This is a genomic window from Candidatus Profftia lariciata (assembly GCF_020541265.1).
Lineage (GTDB): Bacteria > Pseudomonadota > Gammaproteobacteria > Enterobacterales > Enterobacteriaceae > Profftia > Profftia lariciata.
In genome coordinates, this window is sequence record NZ_CP045925.1 from 1,060,273 (window position 1) to 1,082,625 (window position 22,353).

The 22,353-nt window shown below is 24.5% G+C and carries 14 protein-coding genes; 12 read left to right on the forward strand and 2 right to left on the reverse strand.

Going from position 1 to position 22,353, the window contains the following annotated elements:
* Positions 1-1,049: 1,049 nt before the first annotated feature.
* From cyoA to cyoE, 5 genes are read left to right on the forward strand one after another with little or no spacing between them, the layout of a single operon-like run.
* The gene (gene cyoA, locus GII40_RS02760; protein ID WP_226813310.1) at positions 1,050-1,994 is read left to right on the forward strand and encodes a ubiquinol oxidase subunit II; all 945 of its coding nucleotides are present in this window, start codon (positions 1,050-1,052) and stop codon (positions 1,992-1,994) included.
* Positions 1,979-3,961: a cytochrome o ubiquinol oxidase subunit I gene (gene cyoB, locus GII40_RS02765; RefSeq protein ID WP_226813311.1), complete on the forward strand. Its 1,983-nt coding sequence runs from the start codon at positions 1,979-1,981 to the stop codon at positions 3,959-3,961. Before cyoA ends, cyoB begins: the two co-directional genes overlap by 16 nt.
* The gene (gene cyoC, locus GII40_RS02770) at positions 3,958-4,560 is read left to right on the forward strand and encodes a cytochrome o ubiquinol oxidase subunit III (protein WP_226813312.1); all 603 of its coding nucleotides are present in this window, start codon (positions 3,958-3,960) and stop codon (positions 4,558-4,560) included. The genes cyoB and cyoC overlap by 4 nt, the downstream gene beginning before the upstream one ends.
* Before the next feature lie 50 nt (positions 4,561-4,610).
* Entirely contained in the window at positions 4,611-4,913 is a 303-nt protein-coding gene (gene cyoD, locus GII40_RS02775; RefSeq protein WP_226813643.1) for a cytochrome o ubiquinol oxidase subunit IV, read from the forward strand.
* A 12-nt stretch (positions 4,914-4,925) separates the two neighbouring features.
* The gene (gene cyoE / locus GII40_RS02780; RefSeq protein WP_226813644.1) at positions 4,926-5,777 is read left to right on the forward strand and encodes a heme o synthase; all 852 of its coding nucleotides are present in this window, start codon (positions 4,926-4,928) and stop codon (positions 5,775-5,777) included.
* A gap of 669 nt (positions 5,778-6,446) precedes the next feature.
* On the opposite strand, the gene proY is transcribed toward cyoE, so the two are convergent.
* Both proY and brnQ read right to left on the reverse strand, forming a co-directional pair.
* Positions 6,447-7,823 (reverse strand): proline-specific permease ProY, encoded by a 1,377-nt coding sequence (gene proY / locus GII40_RS02785; RefSeq protein ID WP_226813313.1) that lies wholly within the window; start codon positions 7,821-7,823, stop codon positions 6,447-6,449.
* A 156-nt stretch (positions 7,824-7,979) separates the two neighbouring features.
* Positions 7,980-9,278: a branched-chain amino acid transport system II carrier protein gene (gene brnQ, locus GII40_RS02790; RefSeq protein WP_226813314.1), complete on the reverse strand. Its 1,299-nt coding sequence runs from the start codon at positions 9,276-9,278 to the stop codon at positions 7,980-7,982.
* 966 nt (positions 9,279-10,244) lie between these two features.
* Between brnQ and accD the strand changes: the two genes are divergently transcribed.
* From accD to rho, 7 genes are all read left to right on the forward strand, one after another.
* Entirely contained in the window at positions 10,245-11,147 is a 903-nt protein-coding gene (gene accD / locus GII40_RS02795; protein ID WP_226813315.1) for an acetyl-CoA carboxylase, carboxyltransferase subunit beta, read from the forward strand.
* Positions 11,148-12,054: 907 nt separating this feature from the next.
* On the forward strand, positions 12,055-12,318 hold the full coding sequence (locus GII40_RS02800) for a hypothetical protein (protein ID WP_226813316.1): 264 nt from the start codon (positions 12,055-12,057) through the stop codon (positions 12,316-12,318).
* 828 nt (positions 12,319-13,146) lie between these two features.
* Complete coding sequence (locus GII40_RS02805) at positions 13,147-13,662, forward strand: CvpA family protein (protein WP_226813317.1); 516 nt, start codon at positions 13,147-13,149, stop codon at positions 13,660-13,662.
* A 309-nt stretch (positions 13,663-13,971) separates the two neighbouring features.
* On the forward strand, positions 13,972-14,553 hold the full coding sequence (locus GII40_RS02810; protein ID WP_226813318.1) for a UbiX family flavin prenyltransferase: 582 nt from the start codon (positions 13,972-13,974) through the stop codon (positions 14,551-14,553).
* Positions 14,554-17,063: 2,510 nt separating this feature from the next.
* Positions 17,064-19,085, forward strand: a complete 2,022-nt coding sequence (gene rep / locus GII40_RS02815) for a DNA helicase Rep (RefSeq protein ID WP_226813319.1) — start codon at positions 17,064-17,066, stop codon at positions 19,083-19,085.
* Between the two features lie 1,178 nt (positions 19,086-20,263).
* Positions 20,264-20,590, forward strand: a complete 327-nt coding sequence (gene trxA / locus GII40_RS02820; RefSeq protein ID WP_226813320.1) for a thioredoxin TrxA — start codon at positions 20,264-20,266, stop codon at positions 20,588-20,590.
* A 445-nt stretch (positions 20,591-21,035) separates the two neighbouring features.
* Positions 21,036-22,295, forward strand: coding sequence for a transcription termination factor Rho (gene rho / locus GII40_RS02825; RefSeq protein WP_226813321.1), 1,260 nt, complete (start codon positions 21,036-21,038; stop codon positions 22,293-22,295).
* The last annotated feature ends 58 nt before the right edge of the window (positions 22,296-22,353 follow it).

A 22,353-nucleotide genomic window follows, 5' to 3' on the forward strand; every position in this document is an offset into this window, starting at 1 on the left:
ATATTATAGTAATAATTATTTCATATAATGAAATTTTTAAAAAATAACTACTTTTATTATTTGATAATAATAATTTCGTAAATTAAAATATATATTAAAATATAATCATCAAAAATATTTCATTTTCATCTATGAAACAATGTTTAATAATAGCAATATCTATATCATAGATATTGCTATAAATGCTTTAATATGTTATATTTTTTCGTAAAATAATATTGATGTTATTTGTATTTTTTATATTTTTATAATCGCATTATACTAATAAATAATATTATTCGAATAACTTATACTATATCAATAATAGTTAGAAAAACATGTTTGATGTTGTCTTTTAAATATATATAATATTATACTTTTTTATAAAAGTATCATCATATAAATGATATTACTAATATTAATACATTAAAATAATAATACAATATTATTATTAAATAATTTATGAATTAATATATTACATAATATATAACTAAATGTATATACCATCACAACAAATCACATTATAATTAAATTTTTTAGTAAATCTATTGATTCATTATCTCAATACTTACAGTTTTTCAATAAAAAATATTAAATAATATTATATAATTAATGTAGTATTTTATAATACATACAATTTTATAAGACAATAAGATTGATATTTGTAATGTAATTACATAAAAATTTAATAAAAACCCTTAAATTATTATTCCTTTATATAGAAATGAATAATAGTTATATTAATCTAATAGATTAAGCAATACTTATTTTTTAAAATATTATTTATGTTATATATGTTTAAGTAAAATTATTTGCTTAATTACAATATAAAAATTTTAACATTACTAAATAACCGTATACTATGAAAATAGTTTTTAGGTATACATATATTAATCTAGAAAATTAAAATTATTAAAAAGATAATAGACATGTATATTAATCACAGTATTCACTAAATATTTGACGTATTAAACACAATGATAGATTTTAAGAAGGTTTACAATTAAACATTCTTCACGTAAAATATTATTAAATTAAAACGACAAAGAACTTTTTATTGAGGTCGTTAAATGAGATTCATTAAGTTTAATAAGTGCTTAAGTATAATAGTTTTAGTTACAGTTACAACTTTATTAATTGGTTGTGATATGGCAATTTTAGATCCTAAAGGAGAAATAGGTTTAGCGCAAAAAAACTTAATATTTACTGCGCTGGGATTAATGTTAATAATTGTTATACCGGTAATCATAATGACCATTGTATTTATATATAAATTTAGATCTTCTAATCAAAATGCTATATATACTCCTAATTGGTCTCACTCTAATAAAATTGAAGCTATTATATGGATTGTACCAATTATTATTATATCTATATTGGCAACATTAACTTGGAAGACAACTCATCAGTTGGATCCTTATAAACCACTATTCTCAAATATTGATCCTATTCAAATAGATGTTATTTCTTTAGATTGGAAATGGTTATTTATTTATCCAGATTTAGGAATAGCTACTATTAATGAATTAGCTTTTCCAATAAACCATCCCATTACTTTTCATATTACTTCTAACTCTGTAATGAATTCTTTTTTTATTCCTCGTTTAGGTGGGCAAATTTATGCAATGGCAGGCATGCAAACTCAACTACATTTAATTGCTAATAAACCAGGTAAATATAATGGTATCTCTAGTAGTTATAGCGGCAGAGGATTCTCTGGAATGAAATTTACTACTATTGCAACTCCTGATAATGCTAGCTTTCAGCAATGGGTTTCTAAAGTAAACAATAGAGCTCACCATCAAATAGCAACAATGGCTGAATTCGAAATATTAGCTAAACCTAGCGAGTATCATCCTGTTGAATACTTTTCTAACGTAAAGCCTGATTTATTTATTCATATTATTAATAAATTTATGGGTAACAAGAAAAAATGTATAGAAAAAAACGAACATATATATATGAGTCAGAATTCGTCTGCATATACGAGGACGAATAAATGTTTGGAAAATTAACTTTTAATGACTTCCCATACCATGAACCTATTATTATGGCAACGATTGCCAGTATTTTTTTAGGTAGTTTAGTAATTATTATCTTGATTACTTATTTTAAAAAATGGAAATATCTATGGACGGAATGGCTAACCTCAGTAGACCATAAACGTTTAGGTATAATATACATTATATTGGCTTTTATTATGTTATTGCGTGGTTTTGCTGATGCTATAATGATGCGTAGCCAACAAGTATTGGCTTCAGCAGGTCATTCTGGTTTTTTGCCTCCTCATCATTACGATCAAATTTTTACCGCTCATGGTGTAATTATGATTTTTTTTGTAGCGATGCCATTTGTTATTGGTTTGATGAATATCGTTATACCGCTACAGATTGGTGCGAGAGATGTTGCTTTTCCTTTCTTAAATAACTTAAGTCTCTGGTTTACTGTTGTAGGTATATTACTGATTAATATATCTCTTGGAGTAGGAGAATTTGCTCAAACTGGTTGGCTGGCATATCCACCACTATCAAACAAAGAATACAGCCCTGGTGTAGGAGTCGATTATTGGATTTGGAGTTTACAAATATCTAGTGTAGGTACGTTAATGACAGGCGTAAACTTTTGCACTACAATCATTAAAATGCGTACTTATGGTATGTCATTAATGAAGATGCCAGTTTTTACTTGGACTGCTCTCTGTACTAATATATTAATTATTGCCGCTTTTCCTATTTTAACTGTTACTATCGCGTTACTTACCGCAGATAGATATATTGGTACTCATTTCTTTACTAATGATATGGGTGGTAATATGATGATGTATATCAACCTTATTTGGGCTTGGGGACATCCAGAAGTATATATCCTAGTACTACCTATTTTTGGTGTATTTTCTGAAGTTACTGCTACTTTCTGTAAAAAAAGTTTATTTGGTTATACTTCATTAGTATGGGCAACTGTTTGTATTACAATATTATCATTTATTGTTTGGTTGCACCATTTTTTTACAATGGGAAGCGGTGCTGATGTAAATGCTTTCTTTGGTATAGCTACTATGATTATATCAATCCCTACAGGTGTAAAAATATTTAACTGGCTTTTTACCATGTATCAAGGACGTATTATCTTTAATTCTGCTATGCTATGGACTATAGGATTTATAATTACATTTACAATAGGTGGTATGTCTGGAGTATTATTATCTGTTCCAAGTGCAAATTTTGTACTTCATAATAGTTTATTCCTTATTGCACATTTTCATAATGTTATTATAGGTGGTGTTGTATTTGGTTGTTTTGCGGCTATGACATATTGGTTTCCAAAAGCATTCGGTTTTACGTTAAATGAGACTTGGGGTAAACTGGCATTTTGGTTTTGGATTATAGGATTTTTTCTTGCTTTTATGCCATTATATCTATTAGGATTTATGGGTATGACTCGTCGTTTAAGTCAGCAAATTGACCCAATATTCCATTCACTATTAATAATTGCTGCAGGTGGTACTTTATTAATTGCATGCGGTATTATATGTCAGTTTATTCAAATATTTTTATCTATTCGTTACCGTAATAGCAATATTGATCTTACAGGAGATCCATGGAACGGTCGTACATTAGAATGGTCGACTTCTTCTCCTCCACCATTATATAACTTTGCTATTAAGCCAACAATTGACTCACGTGATGCATTCTGGGAATTTAAAAAAAAAGGTATTAATAATAAACTAGAAAAATATACACCTATTCATATGCCACGTAATACTAGTGTAGGCATTATTATTGCTAGCTTTAGTCTTATATTTGGTTTCGCTATGATTTGGAATATTTGGTGGTTAGCAATTATCTCTTTTATTGGAATGATTGTAACCTGGATTATTCATAGCTTTAATGAAGATAATGATTATTATATTTCAATTAATGAAATAGAAAATATTGAACAAACACATCTGCAGCAACTTGTTAAAGCAGGCGTAAAATTATGATAATTGATACTCCACAACATCAGAATAACTATATACAACAAGAAAATAATGAAACTAAAATCTTTGGTTTTAGATTATATCTTATGAGCGATTGCATTTTATTTGCTGGTTTGTGCGCCACTTATGCAGTCTTGTGTAACGGTACTGCTAATGGTCCATCAGGTAAAGATATTTTTGAACTACCTTGGGTACTAGTTGAAACTTTACTACTATTACTAAGTAGTTTAACCTGTGGTTTTACAATGTTAGCAATAAAAAAAAATAATATTTACAGTCTTATTAGTTGGTTAACTTTTACTTTTCTATTAGGAATAAGCTTTATCATCATGGAAAGCTATGAATTCTTTCACTTATTTGCTGAAGGTTTTGGTCCTAAAAGAAGTGCATTTTTATCATCTTTTTTTGTTTTAGTGGGTACACATGGTCTACATGTAGTTAGTGGTTTGCTTTGGATATTAGTAATGATACTTCAAATAAGTATTAAAGGTTTAACAAGTAGTAACTATACTCGCTTAATATGCCTTAATCTATTTTGGCATTTATTAGACATTATATGGATCTGTGTATTTACTTTAGTATATCTAATAGGATATCTATAATGAATAACTTATCCACAGAAAAACAATATTCTTTAATAAAAAAGAAATATATGCATAAAAACAGTATTAGTTCTTATACCATTGGTTTTATCTTATCTATTGTTTTAACTTTTATTCCATTTTGGATAGTGATAAACTCTAATACTACACACCAAAATATTTTAATAATTGTTATTACTATGGCTGTAATACAAATATTTATTCATTTAATATTTTTTATGCATATGCGTCTTGTTTATGCAGAACGATGGAACTTGATATCTTTATTATTTACCTTTTTAATTATTACAATTATTATAACTGGTTCTTTATGGATTATGTATAACCTTAATATTAATATGATAGTACAATAAAAACATTGCATGATAATTAAGCAATATTTACAAATAATAAAACCGGGAATTATCTTTGGTAATATAATTTCAGTTATTGGTGGATTTCTCTTAGCATCTAAAGGAAGGTTAGATATACCTATATTTATTTATATAATTTTAGGTATATCGTTTGTAATTGCCTCAGCTTGTATATTTAATAATTATATTGATAGAGATATTGATAAAGTTATGGAGAGAACTAAACACCGTGTATTTGTAAAAGGTTTAATATCTTCTAAGATAACGTTAATTTATGCTATTTTGTTAGGTATAATTGGTATTATAATATTATATTTAGCAGCTAATCCTCTTACTGTTGTATTAGCATTAATTGGATTTATTGTATATGTAGTGATTTATAGTCTTTATATGAAACGCAAATCTATTTATGGCACTTTGATTGGCAGTTTATCTGGTGCAATGCCTCCAATTATCGGATATTGTGCAGTAAACAAAGATTTCGATACCGGTGCTTTAATTTTACTGACGATATTTTGTTCTTGGCAAATGCCACACTCTTATGCAATTGCAATCTTTCGTTTTACAGATTATCAAAAAGCTAAAATACCAGTTTTACCAGTTATGAAAGGAATTACAGTAACAAAAAAACACATTACGATATATATTTTAGTTTTTATGGGCGCAACTATGATGTTGCCATTAGCTGGTTATGTTAATTATCAATATTTCACTGTAGTTGTTGTGGTAAGTTCTTATTGGTTATATTTATCTTTATCTGGGTATAGAAAAAAGGTAAATAATTTTCTATGGGCTCGTAAAATGTTTCTTTTTTCTATTGTTACTATTATTATTTTAAATATTATAATGTCTATTAACTATTAATATTATATAGTAGAAAATATTTTATTAATTTTTTAAATTAATGGTTTTACTATGAAATTATGCATTATATATAGCATAAATAATATATTTTCTGTTATCAAAAATATTTTTTTGAGGAATATACTAATCACTTTTTATAAAAAAATTTATATATTCTAATTTAATAAAAGATATTTATAAAAGAATGATATATTAAAATTTTTAATTAAATTAATTAATTATTTGTACATTATATAATACACAATAAAAATTTTAATAAAAATAAATAATTTAGATTGTTTAAGTATTAATACTAAATAATAATCCTTACTTAATAGTAATATAGTTAAATACGTTATATAATTATATATTATAAAAATTATTAATAATATTATTTCTAATAATTTTATTAATAAGTTTAATTTTTATTATATCACTATATAATAATATAATTAATAAATTATTATATCTGTTCAAGTAAATAATATAAATTTTATAAAAAATTTATCGTAAAAGTTTCATTACATCATAATTATCTTTACTATGAAAATAGTAAATTTTAAGATTTATAATAAATATATTTATTGTAATGACATACTTGAATATTTATTAAATATTTAATCTGCAAAATAATAAAAAATATTAAATCTTAACTAAATATTTAATATAATAATAAACACCATTACATAACTATTTATAGTTATGTAATTTAGTTGATCTCTTAATGAACAGATACCCTACAAATAAAAGAATTATCCATATAATACCTACATATAATGAAATACGTGTATAAGGAAAGTAGCCAATTAGACTAATAATAAATACTAAAAAAATAATAGTCATCATCGAGGTTAGGGTGCCACCACGTAGTGGAAAATATAATTTTTTTATTTGTTGAGAATTTAAACTATTACGAAATGCAATATGAGATAATAAAATCATAATCCATACTAACATTGTTGCAAAAGTTGCTAATGAAGCAATCATTAGAAATATTTTCTCTGGTATAATATAATTTAAATACATTGCAAATAATAATGATATTATCATAGTAATTACAGTAATAAATGGAATACCATTCTGCGAAACTTGTGAAAATATTTTTGGGGCATGACCCTGTTGCGCCATACCATGCAACATACGTCCTACACCAAATACATCACTATTAATTGCAGATAATGATGCAGTTATGGCCACTAAATTTAATATATCCATAGCTTTAGTCATCCCTATATGTTGAAACGTTAATACAAAAGGGCTACCTTGTGTCCCTACTTTATCCCATGGATAGATAGACATTATTATAAATAATGTGCTGACATAAAATAATAAAATACGTAAAGGTACTGAGTTAATTGCTTTAGGAATTGATATCTTTGGATTTTCAGCTTCACCTGAACTGATACCAATAATTTCAATTCCACCATAAGCAAACATAACCATCTGCAAAGCAATAATCATTCCTATCCAACCATTACTAAAGAAACCACCGTTTGTCCATAAATTATGAATACCTGTAGGATGACCGTTATTACCAATGCCCCAAATCATAATACCAATACCTGATAAAATCATAATAATAATAGTAATAACTTTAAAACATGACAGCCATAATTCAATTTCGCCAATTATTTGTACTTTCATGAGATTAACAGAGCCAATAATCAATACTACAATAAACATCCATACCCAACGAGGTAAATCGGGAAACCAAGTGCTCATGTAAATACTACATGTTGTAACATCGGCAATAGCAACAATTAAAATTTCAAAACAATATGTCCAACCAGTAATATAACCAGCTATTGGTCCTAAATAATCATGAGCATAATATGAAAAAGAACTAACTTGTGGATTATTAACAGACATCTCACCAAGCGCCCTCATAATAATAAAGACTACTAAACCACCAATTATATAAGATAATAAAACACTGGGACCTGCTATTTGTATGGCTTCAGCAGAGCCGTAAAAAAGACCTGTCCCTATAGCAGAACCAATAGCCATAAAACGAATATGACGCGTTTTAAGTGCGCGCTTAAGTTGATTATTAGGTAGTTGTTGCATAAAATACCAATAGATATCTTCTAAAGATATGGAGTTTATGTGATTTATTAGTGTTAGAGATAAATTATATTATTTATTATCTATATATGTGTGTAATAAACAAATATGTATCATAAAATATCTGTCTAAAATTATTTTAGTTATATATAACATATTTTATACGCCCATCTTACGATCATAAATTGCCATTGCAATCCACATTAATAATGAAGGTAATATCCAATCTAAATTTTGATTAGATAATGGCCAATATTGAATCCAATGTAATATATGAACATTTGATATAAAATCTTTACATGCATCAAGTATACCAAACAATAAACTGATTATCATAACAGGAGAAAATACACGCGCAGCTTTATACCACCAATGCACAGTAAAGCTTAAAATAACTAAAAAAATACATGGTGGATATATTATCCTAAGTATAGGGATAGAAATATGAATTAAATTATTCATACCTAAATTAGATATTACCATTGCAGTAATACCTACAATAAGGACTAACTTACGATAACTTAATGGTAGGTACTGAACAAAAAATTCAGCAGAAGCACATGTTAAACCAATCGCAGTTACAGCACACGCAATAAAAATTAATGCAGCTAAAAAAAGACTACCAATATTACCGAAGGTATACTGAACATAAGCATGCAAAACTTCTGTACCATTTTGTGCAACTGGGACTAATTGACCGCTGCTAGCACCTAGAGCAAATAAGCTTAAATATACTAATATTAAACCGATACTGGCAATTAAACCTGCCCAAATTGTATAGCGAGTTAATAAATGTTTATCATATATACCTCGAGAACGAATAGCATTAACAATAACTATACTGAATACCATTGCACCTATTGTATCCATAGTTAAATATCCATTGATACATCCACTAGCAAAAGGAGTTTCTTGGTATATTTTAATTGCTGGTATATGTGTACCTGCTGGCCATAAAATAGCAGCAACACTTAATACAGAAAGTGCAAAAATTTTTACAGGAGCTAAAATATGCCCCACAATATCTATTAATTTACCTGGATACATTGATACTGCAATGACCATGGCAAAGTATAGTATACTATAAATTAGTAGCAATACGTCATTACTCCCCGTAAGAGGTGCAATACCAAGTTCAAACGAAACCGTTGCAGCACGTGGCATAGCAAATAATGGTCCTACGGATAAATAACATATTGTTGCAAGTAATAAACCAGCTTTTCGACCAATTGGTGTGCTTAATTCATCAATTCTTCCCCCTACTTTTGCCAACGCTATCAAAGTAATAACAGGCAAACCAACTGCAGTAATAAGAAATCCTACAGCTGCTATCCAAACATAATCTCCAGATTGTAAGCCAACTATTGGAGGAAAAATGATATTACCCGCACCCACAAACAATGCAAAAGTCATTAAACCTAGTACTAAAATATCTTTAGATTTTAAGATATGGTTCATAATAGAATACTGTGCTACCTTGATTATCGTTGATAAATGTCAATAAATATAAAATATATAAAATACAACTAACTTAGTAAAATAGTTCAACTATATTATTGTATACTGATTATAAATTTATATATAAAAATATTTTTTAAAAAAATAGTTATTTCTTTGAATAAAGCAATATAGCTATAATTATAAATAAAAAATTAATTATTATCGCTCTGTATATATCAAGTATTTTATAAAGAATGTTATTTATTTCATAATAATATTAAGACATAATTTAATGTTATCTTAAAATATTAATGAAAATTACTGAATTATATAGATAATATATTATTGTATTAAATACTATTTTATAATTATTAAAATTAACATTTTGCATATATTTTTGTACAACATAATCTTATAAAAATTAATTTTTTATATTTTTTCATAAAAAATAATGCCGTTTAATATGTTATTAACATTTGTAATGTTTTAATAATTTATAAAATATTATGATTATAATTAAATCATATTGTGAGCTATTTAACAATATTAATTAATACAAATAAATTAAATAATAATATAAAATATTTTAGTAAAAAATCATCACAATATATTTAAAAGTCATAATTGATGCTTTCACATACATATATGTTCTTACTATAATTGAGTATATATCTAATATTATCACAATTCATAAAAATTAACTTTTTTAAAAAAATGTATCTATTATGTATAAATAGTATAAAATATTAAAAATTTTTTAATTATTTTTATTCAAGAATTTTTTAAAAATTTTATTTTCGTTATTAATAAATATACACATACTTATTTATTAGTATATTACTAATTTTTATAAAAATTTACACATTATAATAATAGATAATCAATAGAAACTATTTTCAATATAACAAATAATTTTAAATTTATATTTTTAATACATAAAATATAAATATCGTATGTTATACGATTACTAAAGGATAATTATTGATGAGTTGGATTGAACATATTCTGAATAAAAGAAAAATTAGGCAACATCGTAAAATGATTATTCCTGAAGGAATATGGACTAAATGTGATCGCTGCTATCAAATATTATATCGTGCTGAACTAAGACGTAATTTAGATGTTTGTCCTAAGTGTGATCATCATATGCGTATATCTGCGCGTCTTCGTTTACATACTATATTAGATACAGGTAGTGAAATAGAATTAGGTAGTGAATTAGAACCAAAAGATGTTATTAAGTTTAAAGATTCAAAGAGATATAAAGATCGTTTATCATTAGCACAAAAAAATACTGGTGAAAAAGATGCATTAGTTGTAATGAAAGGAACATTAAAAAATATGTCTATTGTAGTTGCATCTTTTGAATTTACTTTTATGGGTGGTTCAATGGCTTCTGTAGTTGGAGCACGTTTTATTCGTGCGATTACACAAGCAATAGAAGATAAATGTGCATTAATTTGTTTTTCTGCTAGTGGTGGTGCTCGTATGCAGGAAGCATTAATATCTTTAATGCAAATGGCAAAAACTAGTGCTGCATTAGCTAAATTACAAGAATACGGCTTACCTTATATCTCTATTTTAACTGATCCAACAATGGGTGGTGTATCTGCAAGTCTAGCAATGTTAGGAGATATCAATATAGCAGAACCTAATGCTCTTATTGGTTTTGCAGGTCCACGTGTTATTGAGCAAACAATGCGTGAACAACTGCCTGCTGGTTTTCAGCGTAGTGAATTTTTAATTGAGAAAGGAGCTATTGATATGATTGTTCGTCGTCAAGATATGCGTAACAAAATAGCTAGTCTTGTAGCTAAAATGACAGGGCAAGCAGAACCTATTAGCAATGAAACTATTAATGATTTATCTATGCATCGTGAGATATAATAAATGAAATTTAAGAGTATTTTATACTTTATGTATTTTACAAATATATCAAAATATTAGTAAAAATATTTTACATTTAATATAGTAATAATCTTATTTAAGATAATACATAAATTTTTTAAATTAGGTATATATTATGTTTATAAATAATTAATTATTTATGATTAACTTTTTAAGTTTTCAAGTTACATCATTATTAACATAATTATTAGAATATCTTAAAAAAAAGATTTAAGGTCTTATATTAGGATTTATACAAATCAAGCAAGTAGATAAAAATAAATTTTCTAAAAGTTGCTTTAATAAAATTTACTGCTATAGGGGCAAATAATAAAGTACTACTCATCAAATATTAGAAATAGTTACTATTATTTATAGCATATTATATTGGTGTTGATAATTCGCTATATCTAATATATTATACTAAACTTATTTATAGTTAAAATAGGACGTTTAAGATTATCAATACAAAACCTTTTTTTTATTTAGATACTGTCAATTATGAGTTATTTAGTTAGTCGTTTATAATAATTAATCTAGCAACACCATAAAAAATAAAATTTGATTATTTACGTGTAGTTATAGAAATAATGATAGATTGATATATTGCAGGAATAATTAAGCATCTAAAACTTTAAATTAATAGATAATATTACGCTAAATTAAAATGATTATGAAGACATTTTCTTAAAAAGTTAATCTAGCATTTAGAGTAACCTAATGTATTTGCATATAGCAAGTACATAGATACAATTACTGCTAAATTCTATTCCACAAAATATAATAATTATTTGTAATTTTTTAATGTAGCTGTATGTATTATCAAAATCTTAAAAAATGGATAATGCAATTGATAAATAAATTTTCAAATAAATTAATTAGTTTTATTATTATAACATCTATAAGTGTGATTATATTACCAGATTTATTACAACAAAAAAAAAATAATTATAATTATGAATTTACTGCTATTCCTTTAGCACCAAAAATTCAGGAGATCTCTCCAACAAATATTATACCATCAATTAATCAATCATTAAGCAAAATGCCATATTATTCTCAAACATATTCTGATAATAAAATACAACATGATAACAAAAACGTATCTCATCAAAATTGTAATAAAATATACAATATAAATAAACCTACACAGGTTATTCAAAAATCATAATACAATTTTTTATATTTCAAGGAGTTATTACAGCAAGATTATCGTATTGAGTGTATTCATGCTTAGTTTGCATATATTATATAATATAAAATAATCTACTTTTTAGAAGTAGATTGCTCTAAATAATATAACTTAAATAATATACGAAAATATCAAATTCTTTAAGAAGATCACTATTACTACTAACTAGTAATATAAAATATAATTATATAAATAACATAGATTTTTGATAAAATATTGCAATAATAAAAATTATATATTTATATTATATAACTTTTTTATATGCATATTGAACAAGCATAATTTATATTTTATTTTTAAATATAAGTATTGCTATATTATTATCTTATATACGAAAATATCAATTCATTAATATGTTATTTCATAATATTAAATTATTATAATATACTAAATCAAAAAATGATTAACATATTAAAATATAATAAGATAAACATGCATTATTTAATGTTTAAAAAACATACAGTAAATATACATTATTATCTATAATAGATATGTATCTTAGATACAAATTATTACAATAAAATCGTTATTATATGTATAATACTTGTAAAGTATAAATAATTTTGTCAGTATATAATATATCAATTATTATAAATAGTTACAATATATAAAATTATTAAAAATAAAATATTACTAATATACACGATAATATTATGATATAATACCATGTATATTAATAAAAAATAATATAGAATATATTATAAATATAATTTAATTACATATGATGATATCAAGATATAATATTTATATATTTAGTTAAAATATACTTATTAATTCATTTAAAATAATTTTAAAATTGGAATAATTATGTTTTGGATTGATTGGGTCATTATTGGCATAATAATATTTTCGACATTAATAAGTTTAATTAGAGGATTTGTACGCGAAACCTTATCACTCATTACTTGGGGTACAGCTTTCTTTATATCTAAAAATTTTTATGCTTATTTAGCTGTTTACTTAACTAGTTTTGGAGATGTCATAATACGTAATGGAATTGCAATTATTATTTTATTAATCGCAACATTAATTGTTGGGGCAATGATAAATTATATAATCATTTCATTAATTGAACAAACTGGACTAAGAGACACTGATTATATATTAGGAATATTTTTTGGTGTATTACGTGGGATATTCATAGCTTCAGTAATATTATTTTTTTTAGATACTTTTACCTCGATAGGACAAAGTATGGCGTGGAAAAAATCACAAATGATTCCTCAATTTAGTTATATAATTAGATGGCTATGTGAATACTTACAAAGTAAATCAAGTTTTCTAATAGAAAATTTACCTTATATTACGACGCCATTAAAATAATTTTAATAAAAATTATATAATATATGGTTTATAGAATAATGATTATTGTATATAAAATAAATTTATTTTATTTTTATAATAAATATAAAAATATAATATATTAAAGTATTTTAATACTATACTTATTAAGTAATATTTTAATATAAAATCTATTCAAATCAATAAACTATTATAATGATAATAGAGTTATATGACTAAAAATATTCATTATATTTATATATCTTTAATGTTAATTTCTAAGAAATATTAAAATTGTAAGAGTATACTTCATTTATACATGTTCGCAATAAATATGAGATTGTATAATTAATGAAACGTATAATTATTGGTATTTCTGGAGCTAGTGGTGTTATTTATGGGAAACGTATACTTGAGGTATTACGTGATACACCTAATATTGAAACTCATCTTATTATAAGTAATGCAGCGCGTAAAACAATAATACTAGAAACTAATTTACAATTACATGATTTTTATAATCTTGCAGATGTTGTACATAATACTCGCGATATTACTGCTAATATTGCTTCCGGGTCTTTTAAAACTGAAGGTATGATAATTATTCCTTGTTCAATTAAAACTTTATCTGGTATTGTACATAGTTATACTGATAATTTATTAATAAGATCAGCAGATGTAATTCTCAAAGAACGTCGTCGTTTAGTACTGTGTGTACGTGAAACACCACTGCATTTAGGACATTTACGAATGCTTGCCAAAGCTGTAGAACTTGGTGCTATTATAATGCCGCCTGTTCCAGCATTTTATCATCATCCAAAAACATTGCAGGATATTATTGATCAAACAATTAACCGTATTATAGATCAATTTGATATATATATTTCTCAAGATCTCTTTATTCGATGGCAAGGCAAATGTAATTTTTTATAATATATTCAATGCATATAAAAATCTATTATTTTAAGGTATGTAAATACAATAATATATCACTGATATATCATTATTTATTATAGATAATCCATAAATTTTAAATTAAATACTATGTATTTAATTTATATTTCTATTAATTACAAGTACCTTAATTTTATAAAATAATGATTTTAATATAATAGTAAAAATATACTATATATAGTTATCACTTATGGATATCATTAATAACTAAATTTTTATATAAAATATATTATTAATTTAATAAAATATTTAATACAAAAGAGAATGTTCTAGTAAAGAAGTATCTAATTTAATCAAAATATTAATTAATATTATGCATCTTTATCCGTAAGTTATATTCTACCAAAATCACTTTACTAAAGATAAAATTAGGATTACCAGGTAAAATACATAGATCACGTACAGTATTATTTAATAATTTAGGAGCAAGATAGATAATAAACTTATTAATAAATATAACTTGTTAATAATGCTCCTGAAAGTGATGTATTCCCTGCTTTAACTTATATATAATTCATCTATCTTGTACTTAATTCTACCATTAAACACTTAAGATCTAAATTTTAATTATGTTTTAAAATTAATAATTGTGTAAAATATATTGGACAATATTAATCATCGATATAAACACAAACTAATATAGTTACCTCTAGTTAATAAATAATTTTTATACTCTAAAGTAATACAATTATTAACTGTTAAGAATACATATAGATTGATGTAGATTGTTACTCAGATAATTTTGTTGCGTTTTAACATCTGATTCGTTCTGATATTTTATTACAAGGATCGTCTGTTAATATAGTAGCACTAAAAGCTTAATCTAGCTGAACTTTTAGTTTAATAATACTATATATCTTGATGCGCAGTAACAGATATCATCCATTTACTTTTACTTAATACGATTGCTGTTTTTGTATCTATACACGCTGCTAACTTGCGTAATATAAAAAATAATTGAGTACGTATATGTTTTGAAAAACTATAATTAATAGTTTCTTATTAATGCGTTATTATACTATTAACAGTAATATCTGCTAGCTGGAGCTTGAACAACTACTTCCTAATAATAGATTTCAATTAAAATTTTGTATAGCTATAACTAGATATCTAATACAAGTTAATATTAGTGTATTAACACGTGGTGTTAGAAGATCTTGATGATTAAAGAAGGCAATATAGTAATATATGCTATTGTACTAAATTAGTTGGAGTTCTTCTTCTATTTATAATAGTATGGACTTGAGTATATAGCTTATTAGTTCATAAATGATAGTCTTCGTTAATAATTGTATCCTGATGTACTACATTATACATAGCCAACATTTTAGATTGATTCTAATAGTAAAATACTACTCTTAGTTAATTTAAATGTTTTTACTATATGAAAATCATCACTATAAATTTTGTTTTTATATATCTAAAAAAATAAATTATTTTTCTTAATTAATATTGAGTTAGCTATTTAGTTGTTGATTGACTGAGTTTAATATATGTTTAAGAAAATACTTAATATTAATAATATTTGATATGTTATTTTATAATTCTATTCATATAAATAAATTTATTGATTGTTATTAAAAAATATTTTATTTACTAATAATAAGTTACTAAGATTTAACATAATTAATATGTTATATTAGTTTATCTTTATAACACATATATTTCTAATATTTTTTTTAAAATTTGTTGTGTTATGATCTATATTGCATAATATTAATTAACCTCATGATATTAATAACGTAAGATATAACTATCTAAAAAATTTTAAATAATAAATTAATATAATTTTATATTTTATTAATTTAATAATAGTGCATAATTATTTATAATAAAATAAATAATTATAAAAATTAATAAATAATTAAATAACTTGTATAACTATGAAATTAAAGAAATAATATTATATGGATAATATATTCATGATTACTATTAGTAGTATTCATAAAATCATAAATATATTTAATAATAATCTAAATATACATTGATTATTTAGATTAAATAGAACTTATATCAATGTATAATGAAACAAAGATACAAGATATTTTTAGTATATACATATTATATGAATAATTATACAATAATTTTATTGAATATTATTATATTTACTAAATTATCATATTTTCTATAATTTAAAATTATAGAATATTTAAATAATCGTATTAAATACATTATTTTACAATATAAATATTCGTAAAATAATAAATATTATCATCATATATATAACTAAATAATGCTATTAAATATAAAATATCTGTATCTAATAATAATATTTTGTACAATAACCTTATTATTAATCTAGTTTATTTATAATACATTATATATAATACAGTACATTATATAATAATACTAATTTATTGCAGATTGAAAATAATACAATTATATTAAAAAATAATATATACTGAATCTATTACTATAATTTTATTTTATTATATTTAACTGCTGACTTTTTTATCTTAATTATATGTTATCTTTAGGTTAATTAATTTATGCATTTAAATCCAAATCAACAAAAAGCTATTGAATTTGTTACTGGTCCTTGTTTAATTTTAGCAGGCGCTGGTTCAGGGAAAACGCGTGTTATTACAAATAAAATTGCATATCTAATTAATCAATGTGACTATCAGGCTCGTAATATTGCTGCTGTAACTTTTACTAATAAAGCCGCTCATGAAATGAAAGAGCGTGCTTCTCAAAATATGAGTAGTAACAATACTCGTGGATTAATAGTATGCACATTTCATACATTAGGCTTAGAAATTATAAAAAATGAATATAAAGCTTTAGGAATAAAAAAAAATTTTTCAATTTTTGACTCTCAAGATCAATTTATTTTATTAAAGGAATTAAGTAAAAAATGGTTAAAAAAAGATCATGATTTACTAAAACAACTATCTTCTACTATATCTAATTGGAAAAATAATCTTATTGAACCACATCAAGCTGCATGCTATGCATCATCTGAACGAGATAAAATATTTGTACATTGTTATCAATTATATAATAATCAATTAAAAGCGTATAACTTGCTAGATTTTGATGATTTGATATTATCACCAACTCTATTATTACGTGATAATCAAGAAGTACTAGAACGTTGGCAACAACGTATTAATTATTTATTAGTAGATGAATATCAAGATACTAATACTAGTCAATATGAATTAATAAAATTATTAGTCAGTAAAAACTTACTTTTTACCTGCGTGGGAGATGATGATCAATCAATTTACTCATGGCGCGGGGCATGTCCACAAAATTTAGTGCGATTACAAGAAGATTTTTCAACATTACATGTTATTAGATTAGAGCAAAATTATCGTTCTTCACAACGTATTTTAAAGTCTGCTAATATATTAATTGCTAATAATATGCATATCTTTAAAAAGAGTTTATTTTCTAAATTAAGTTATGGTAAAAAACTTAAAATAATTACAGTTAATCATGAAGAAGATGAAGCAGAACGTGTAGTAAAAGAACTAATATCGCATCATTTTATTCATCAATCATCTTATAGTCATTATGCTATTTTATATCGTGGTAACCATCAATCTCATTTATTCGAAAAAATATTAATAAAAAATCATATTCCATATAGTATATCTGGTGATACTTCATTTTTTATGCGTCCAGAGATTAAAGATTTTTTAGCGTATTTACGTGTATTAACTAACCCAGATGATGATAGCGCATTTTTACGTATTATTAATAAACCGCGACGTGAAATTGGTTTTATAACATTACAAAAATTAGGTACATGGGCTAATAATCATGGTATTAGTTTATTTCGTGCTAGCTTCGATAGTGGGTTAAAGCAAGTATTAACTAAACGTAAATTAGAAACTCTACAAGGTTTTACAAAATGGATGCAAGATATAGCTATACTATCTGAACGTGAACCTATGATAGCTATACGTAATCTTATTAATGATATTGATTATAATCGTTGGCTCCTTGAAACATCTCCTGACTCTAAATCAGCTGAAGTAAAAATAAAAAATATTAATCAATTGTTAACTTGGATGTCTGATATGTTTCAAGGTAATACAATAGATCCGTCAATGACGTTAACACAAGTTGTTATGCGCTTTACTATTCGTGATATCATAGGGCAATCTGAAACAGAAAATATTAATCAAGTACACTTAATGACTCTTCATGCCTCTAAAGGATTAGAATTTCCATATCTTTATCTAGTAGGCATGGAAGAAGGTTTGTTGCCTCATCAAAATAGCATCTATGAAGATAACGTTGATGAGGAACGACGATTAGCATATGTAGGTATTACCCGTGCGCAAAAAGAAATAGTGTTTACTTTATGTCGTGAACGCCGTCAATACGGTATATTAGTTAATCGTACACCAAGCAGGTTCTTATTGGAGCTTCCTCAAGAAGATTTAGTATGGGATGCGGCGCATCAAATAGTTAGCTCAAAAGAAAGAATGCAGCAAGGACAAAACAACATAGCTAATCTTCGTACAATATTAGCACAAGTAAAAAATAAATATTAATAATATTCAATTCATATTTTAAATATCATAAACTTATGAGACATAAATTATAAGAATAATTTATATATAAAGTCTATTTTTATATTTATTTAATATTTCATAATAACAATAAACATAATGTAGAATACATGATATTGATTTACCCTTACAATACATAAAATACTTATGATGCTCTTAATAAATTATCTTAATTAAGATGCATACATTATTGTATCTGTTATTAAAACAGAGTAAATATAAAATAATAATTTTTATATGTTTACATATATCATTAAATCATTATATTATTATGCAATAATTATTTAACTAAATAAAATAATTCTTTTAATATAAGAATAAATAATAAATATTAGTAATATATAATATAATTAATTAAATTAATATTTTATTACCATGAGGTAATATATTATAAAATAATTTTTAATACAAACAATATGTTTGTGAAGATATTTTATTGTAACTACAATACTAAAATATGTATTATTTATACATAAAATCAAGTAAAGTAAAAAATATTTTATTATATGTTATAAAACAGATAGTTAGTTATATTAGGATTAGTTCAATATAAATAATAATGTATGTGTTAAAGTAATCAGTTTAAAAAATTAATTATAAATTGATATCATAAAAGATATTTTAAAGCAAAAACTTTATTTACATAATAAAATAAATATATTTTATATATTATATATATAAATAATTTTATAAAACACTACAGTATTAATATATGTACTATTATTTCAGTGAATAGGTAAATTTATTTATCTTAAAATATTAAAAATTAATTTACCTATAATACAATATATTCATTAAAGTTAGTATTATAAGATTTTTATATAGTATTTTAGAATAAATGTTGATTTATATCTAATTACATGAAATGTTATAAGTTATGAGTATATTCATACCTATTTATATATTAAATAGTAATAGAAATTTTTTATACATTTATATAATATATAACTTATTAAGTATAAATATAGTGAATACAATATGTACAGTAAAGTAACATATTAATGATATATAATAATAATTTTATTATTTATTTGTGAAATGCTAACTGTATATAAGATGTATTTATTACAAGAAATACTTAATATTATTTATAACACACAACACATTAATGATAAATAAAATATTTTCAATATAGATTTAATCTTATGGAGGAATTTAACATGGGTGATAAAATTATTTATCTTAGTGATACTATCTTTGATTCTTTTGTATTAAAATCTAAAAACGCTATTTTAGTAGATTTTTGGGCAGAATGGTGTGGTCCATGTAAGATGATTGCTCCTATTTTAAATGAAATAGCAATTCAATATGGAAATAAGTTAATTGTTTGTAAACTTAATATAGATAACAATCCAACTACTGCGCTAAAGTTTAATATTCGAAGCATTCCTACTTTATTACTATTTCAAAATGGAGTTGTTATTGCGACTAAAATAGGTTCTATATCAAAAAAACAATTAGAATCATTCTTGAATGTTAATTTATAAAATAGATATTTATTAGTTTTTAAATAATTAATTATCAAAGTTATATCTAATTATTTAGCAGTTAGTTATATGTTTTTAAATTTAATATATTTATAATAAAGTACCTACCTATATTTTTAACAATCAATATATAATATATTTTTTTGTTGTACAATTTCTTAATTTTTAATATTAGTTATGATTATTTTTTGCAAATTATTCTTTTTGTTATAATTAAAGTAATCAATAAAGAGTATATAAAAATAAAAAATACAAGCACCTTTATGTCGTCAATAAGTATATACTAATTAAATATTGAATTTTTTATTATTATATTTGTGTTATTGATCCGCAATGTAATTCAATATTACATGCTGTAAAGTTCACAAACAGGAATAAATAATTTCTGTTATACCATTCACAATACGTTCAAGATGTATACCTCTAGTTTAAAGAATTAACCATTATGAATCTTACCGAATTAAAAAATACGCCGGTTTCTGAGTTAATTACTCTCGGCGAAAATGTGGGTCTCGAAAATTTAGCTCGTATGCGCAAACAAGATATAATTTTTGCAATCTTAAAACAACATGCAAAAAGTGGCGAAGACATCTTCGGTTATGGGGTGTTAGAAATATTACAAGATGGCTTTGGATTTCTTCGTTCTGGAGATAGCTCATATCTTGCTGGTCCTGATGATATTTATGTATCTCCAAGTCAAATACGTCGTTTTAATTTACGTACCGGTGATACTATTTCTGGTAAAATACGTCCACCAAAAGAAGGTGAGCGTTATTTTGCTTTATTAAAAGTCAACGAAGTAAACTACGATAAACCAGAAAATGCCCGTAATAAAATTCTATTTGAAAACCTTACTCCTTTACATGCAAACGCTCGTCTTTATATGCAACGAGGTAATGGTTCTACTGAAGATTTAACTGCTCGCGTACTGGATTTAGCTTCTCCTATCGGTCGTGGTCAGCGAGGTCTTATAGTGGCTCCGCCAAAAGCTGGTAAGACTATGCTTTTGCAAAATATTGCACAAAGTATAGCTTATAACCATCCTGAATGTACTTTAATGGTTCTACTGATAGACGAACGTCCAGAAGAAGTTACAGAAATGCAACGTTTGGTTAAAGGTGAAGTAATTGCATCTACTTTTGATGAGCCAGCTTCCCGTCATGTTCAAGTTGCTGAAATGGTAATAGAAAAAGCTAAACGTTTAGTAGAACATAAAAAAGATGTTATTATTCTTTTAGACTCCATTACTCGTTTAGCTCGTGCTTATAATACTGTGGTACCTGCATCAGGTAAAGTTCTTACTGGTGGCGTAGATGCCAATGCTTTACATCGTCCAAAACGATTTTTTGGTGCTGCACGTAATATGGAAGAAGGAGGTAGTCTTACAATTATTGCTACTGCTTTAGTTGATACAGGCTCTAAAATGGATGAGGTGATATATGAGGAATTTAAAGGTACCGGTAATATGGAGTTACACCTTTCTCGTAAAATTGCTGAAAAACGTGTATTTCCAGCAATTGACTATAATCGTTCTGGTACTCGTAAAGAAGAACTGCTAACAACTTCTGAAGAACTACATAAAATGTGGATCTTACGCAAGATAATTCACCCTATGGGTGAAATAGATGCAATGGAATTTCTCATGAATAAACTAGCAATGACAAAAACAAATGATGATTTTTTTGATATGATGAAACGTTCGTAATAACTAAATAAAAAATAATATTTAGTATTGTAACTAAAATATATTACTTAATAAGTAT

Bases quoted from the DNA above. Each gene is read 5' to 3' on its own strand.
- cyoA (WP_226813310.1), top strand. From the start codon at position 1,050: ATGAGATTCATTAAGTTTAATAAGTGCTTAAGTATAATAGTTTTAGTT.
- cyoB (WP_226813311.1), top strand. From the start codon at position 1,979: ATGTTTGGAAAATTAACTTTTAATGACTTCCCATACCATGAACCTATT.
- cyoC (WP_226813312.1), top strand. From the start codon at position 3,958: ATGATAATTGATACTCCACAACATCAGAATAACTATATACAACAAGAA.
- cyoD (WP_226813643.1), top strand. From the start codon at position 4,611: ATGCATAAAAACAGTATTAGTTCTTATACCATTGGTTTTATCTTATCT.
- proY (WP_226813313.1), bottom strand. From the start codon at position 7,823: ATGCAACAACTACCTAATAATCAACTTAAGCGCGCACTTAAAACGCGT.
- brnQ (WP_226813314.1), bottom strand. From the start codon at position 9,278: ATGAACCATATCTTAAAATCTAAAGATATTTTAGTACTAGGTTTAATG.
- accD (WP_226813315.1), top strand. From the start codon at position 10,245: ATGAGTTGGATTGAACATATTCTGAATAAAAGAAAAATTAGGCAACAT.
- GII40_RS02805 (WP_226813317.1), top strand. From the start codon at position 13,147: ATGTTTTGGATTGATTGGGTCATTATTGGCATAATAATATTTTCGACA.
- GII40_RS02810 (WP_226813318.1), top strand. From the start codon at position 13,972: ATGAAACGTATAATTATTGGTATTTCTGGAGCTAGTGGTGTTATTTAT.
- rep (WP_226813319.1), top strand. From the start codon at position 17,064: ATGCATTTAAATCCAAATCAACAAAAAGCTATTGAATTTGTTACTGGT.
- trxA (WP_226813320.1), top strand. From the start codon at position 20,264: ATGGGTGATAAAATTATTTATCTTAGTGATACTATCTTTGATTCTTTT.
- rho (WP_226813321.1), top strand. From the start codon at position 21,036: ATGAATCTTACCGAATTAAAAAATACGCCGGTTTCTGAGTTAATTACT.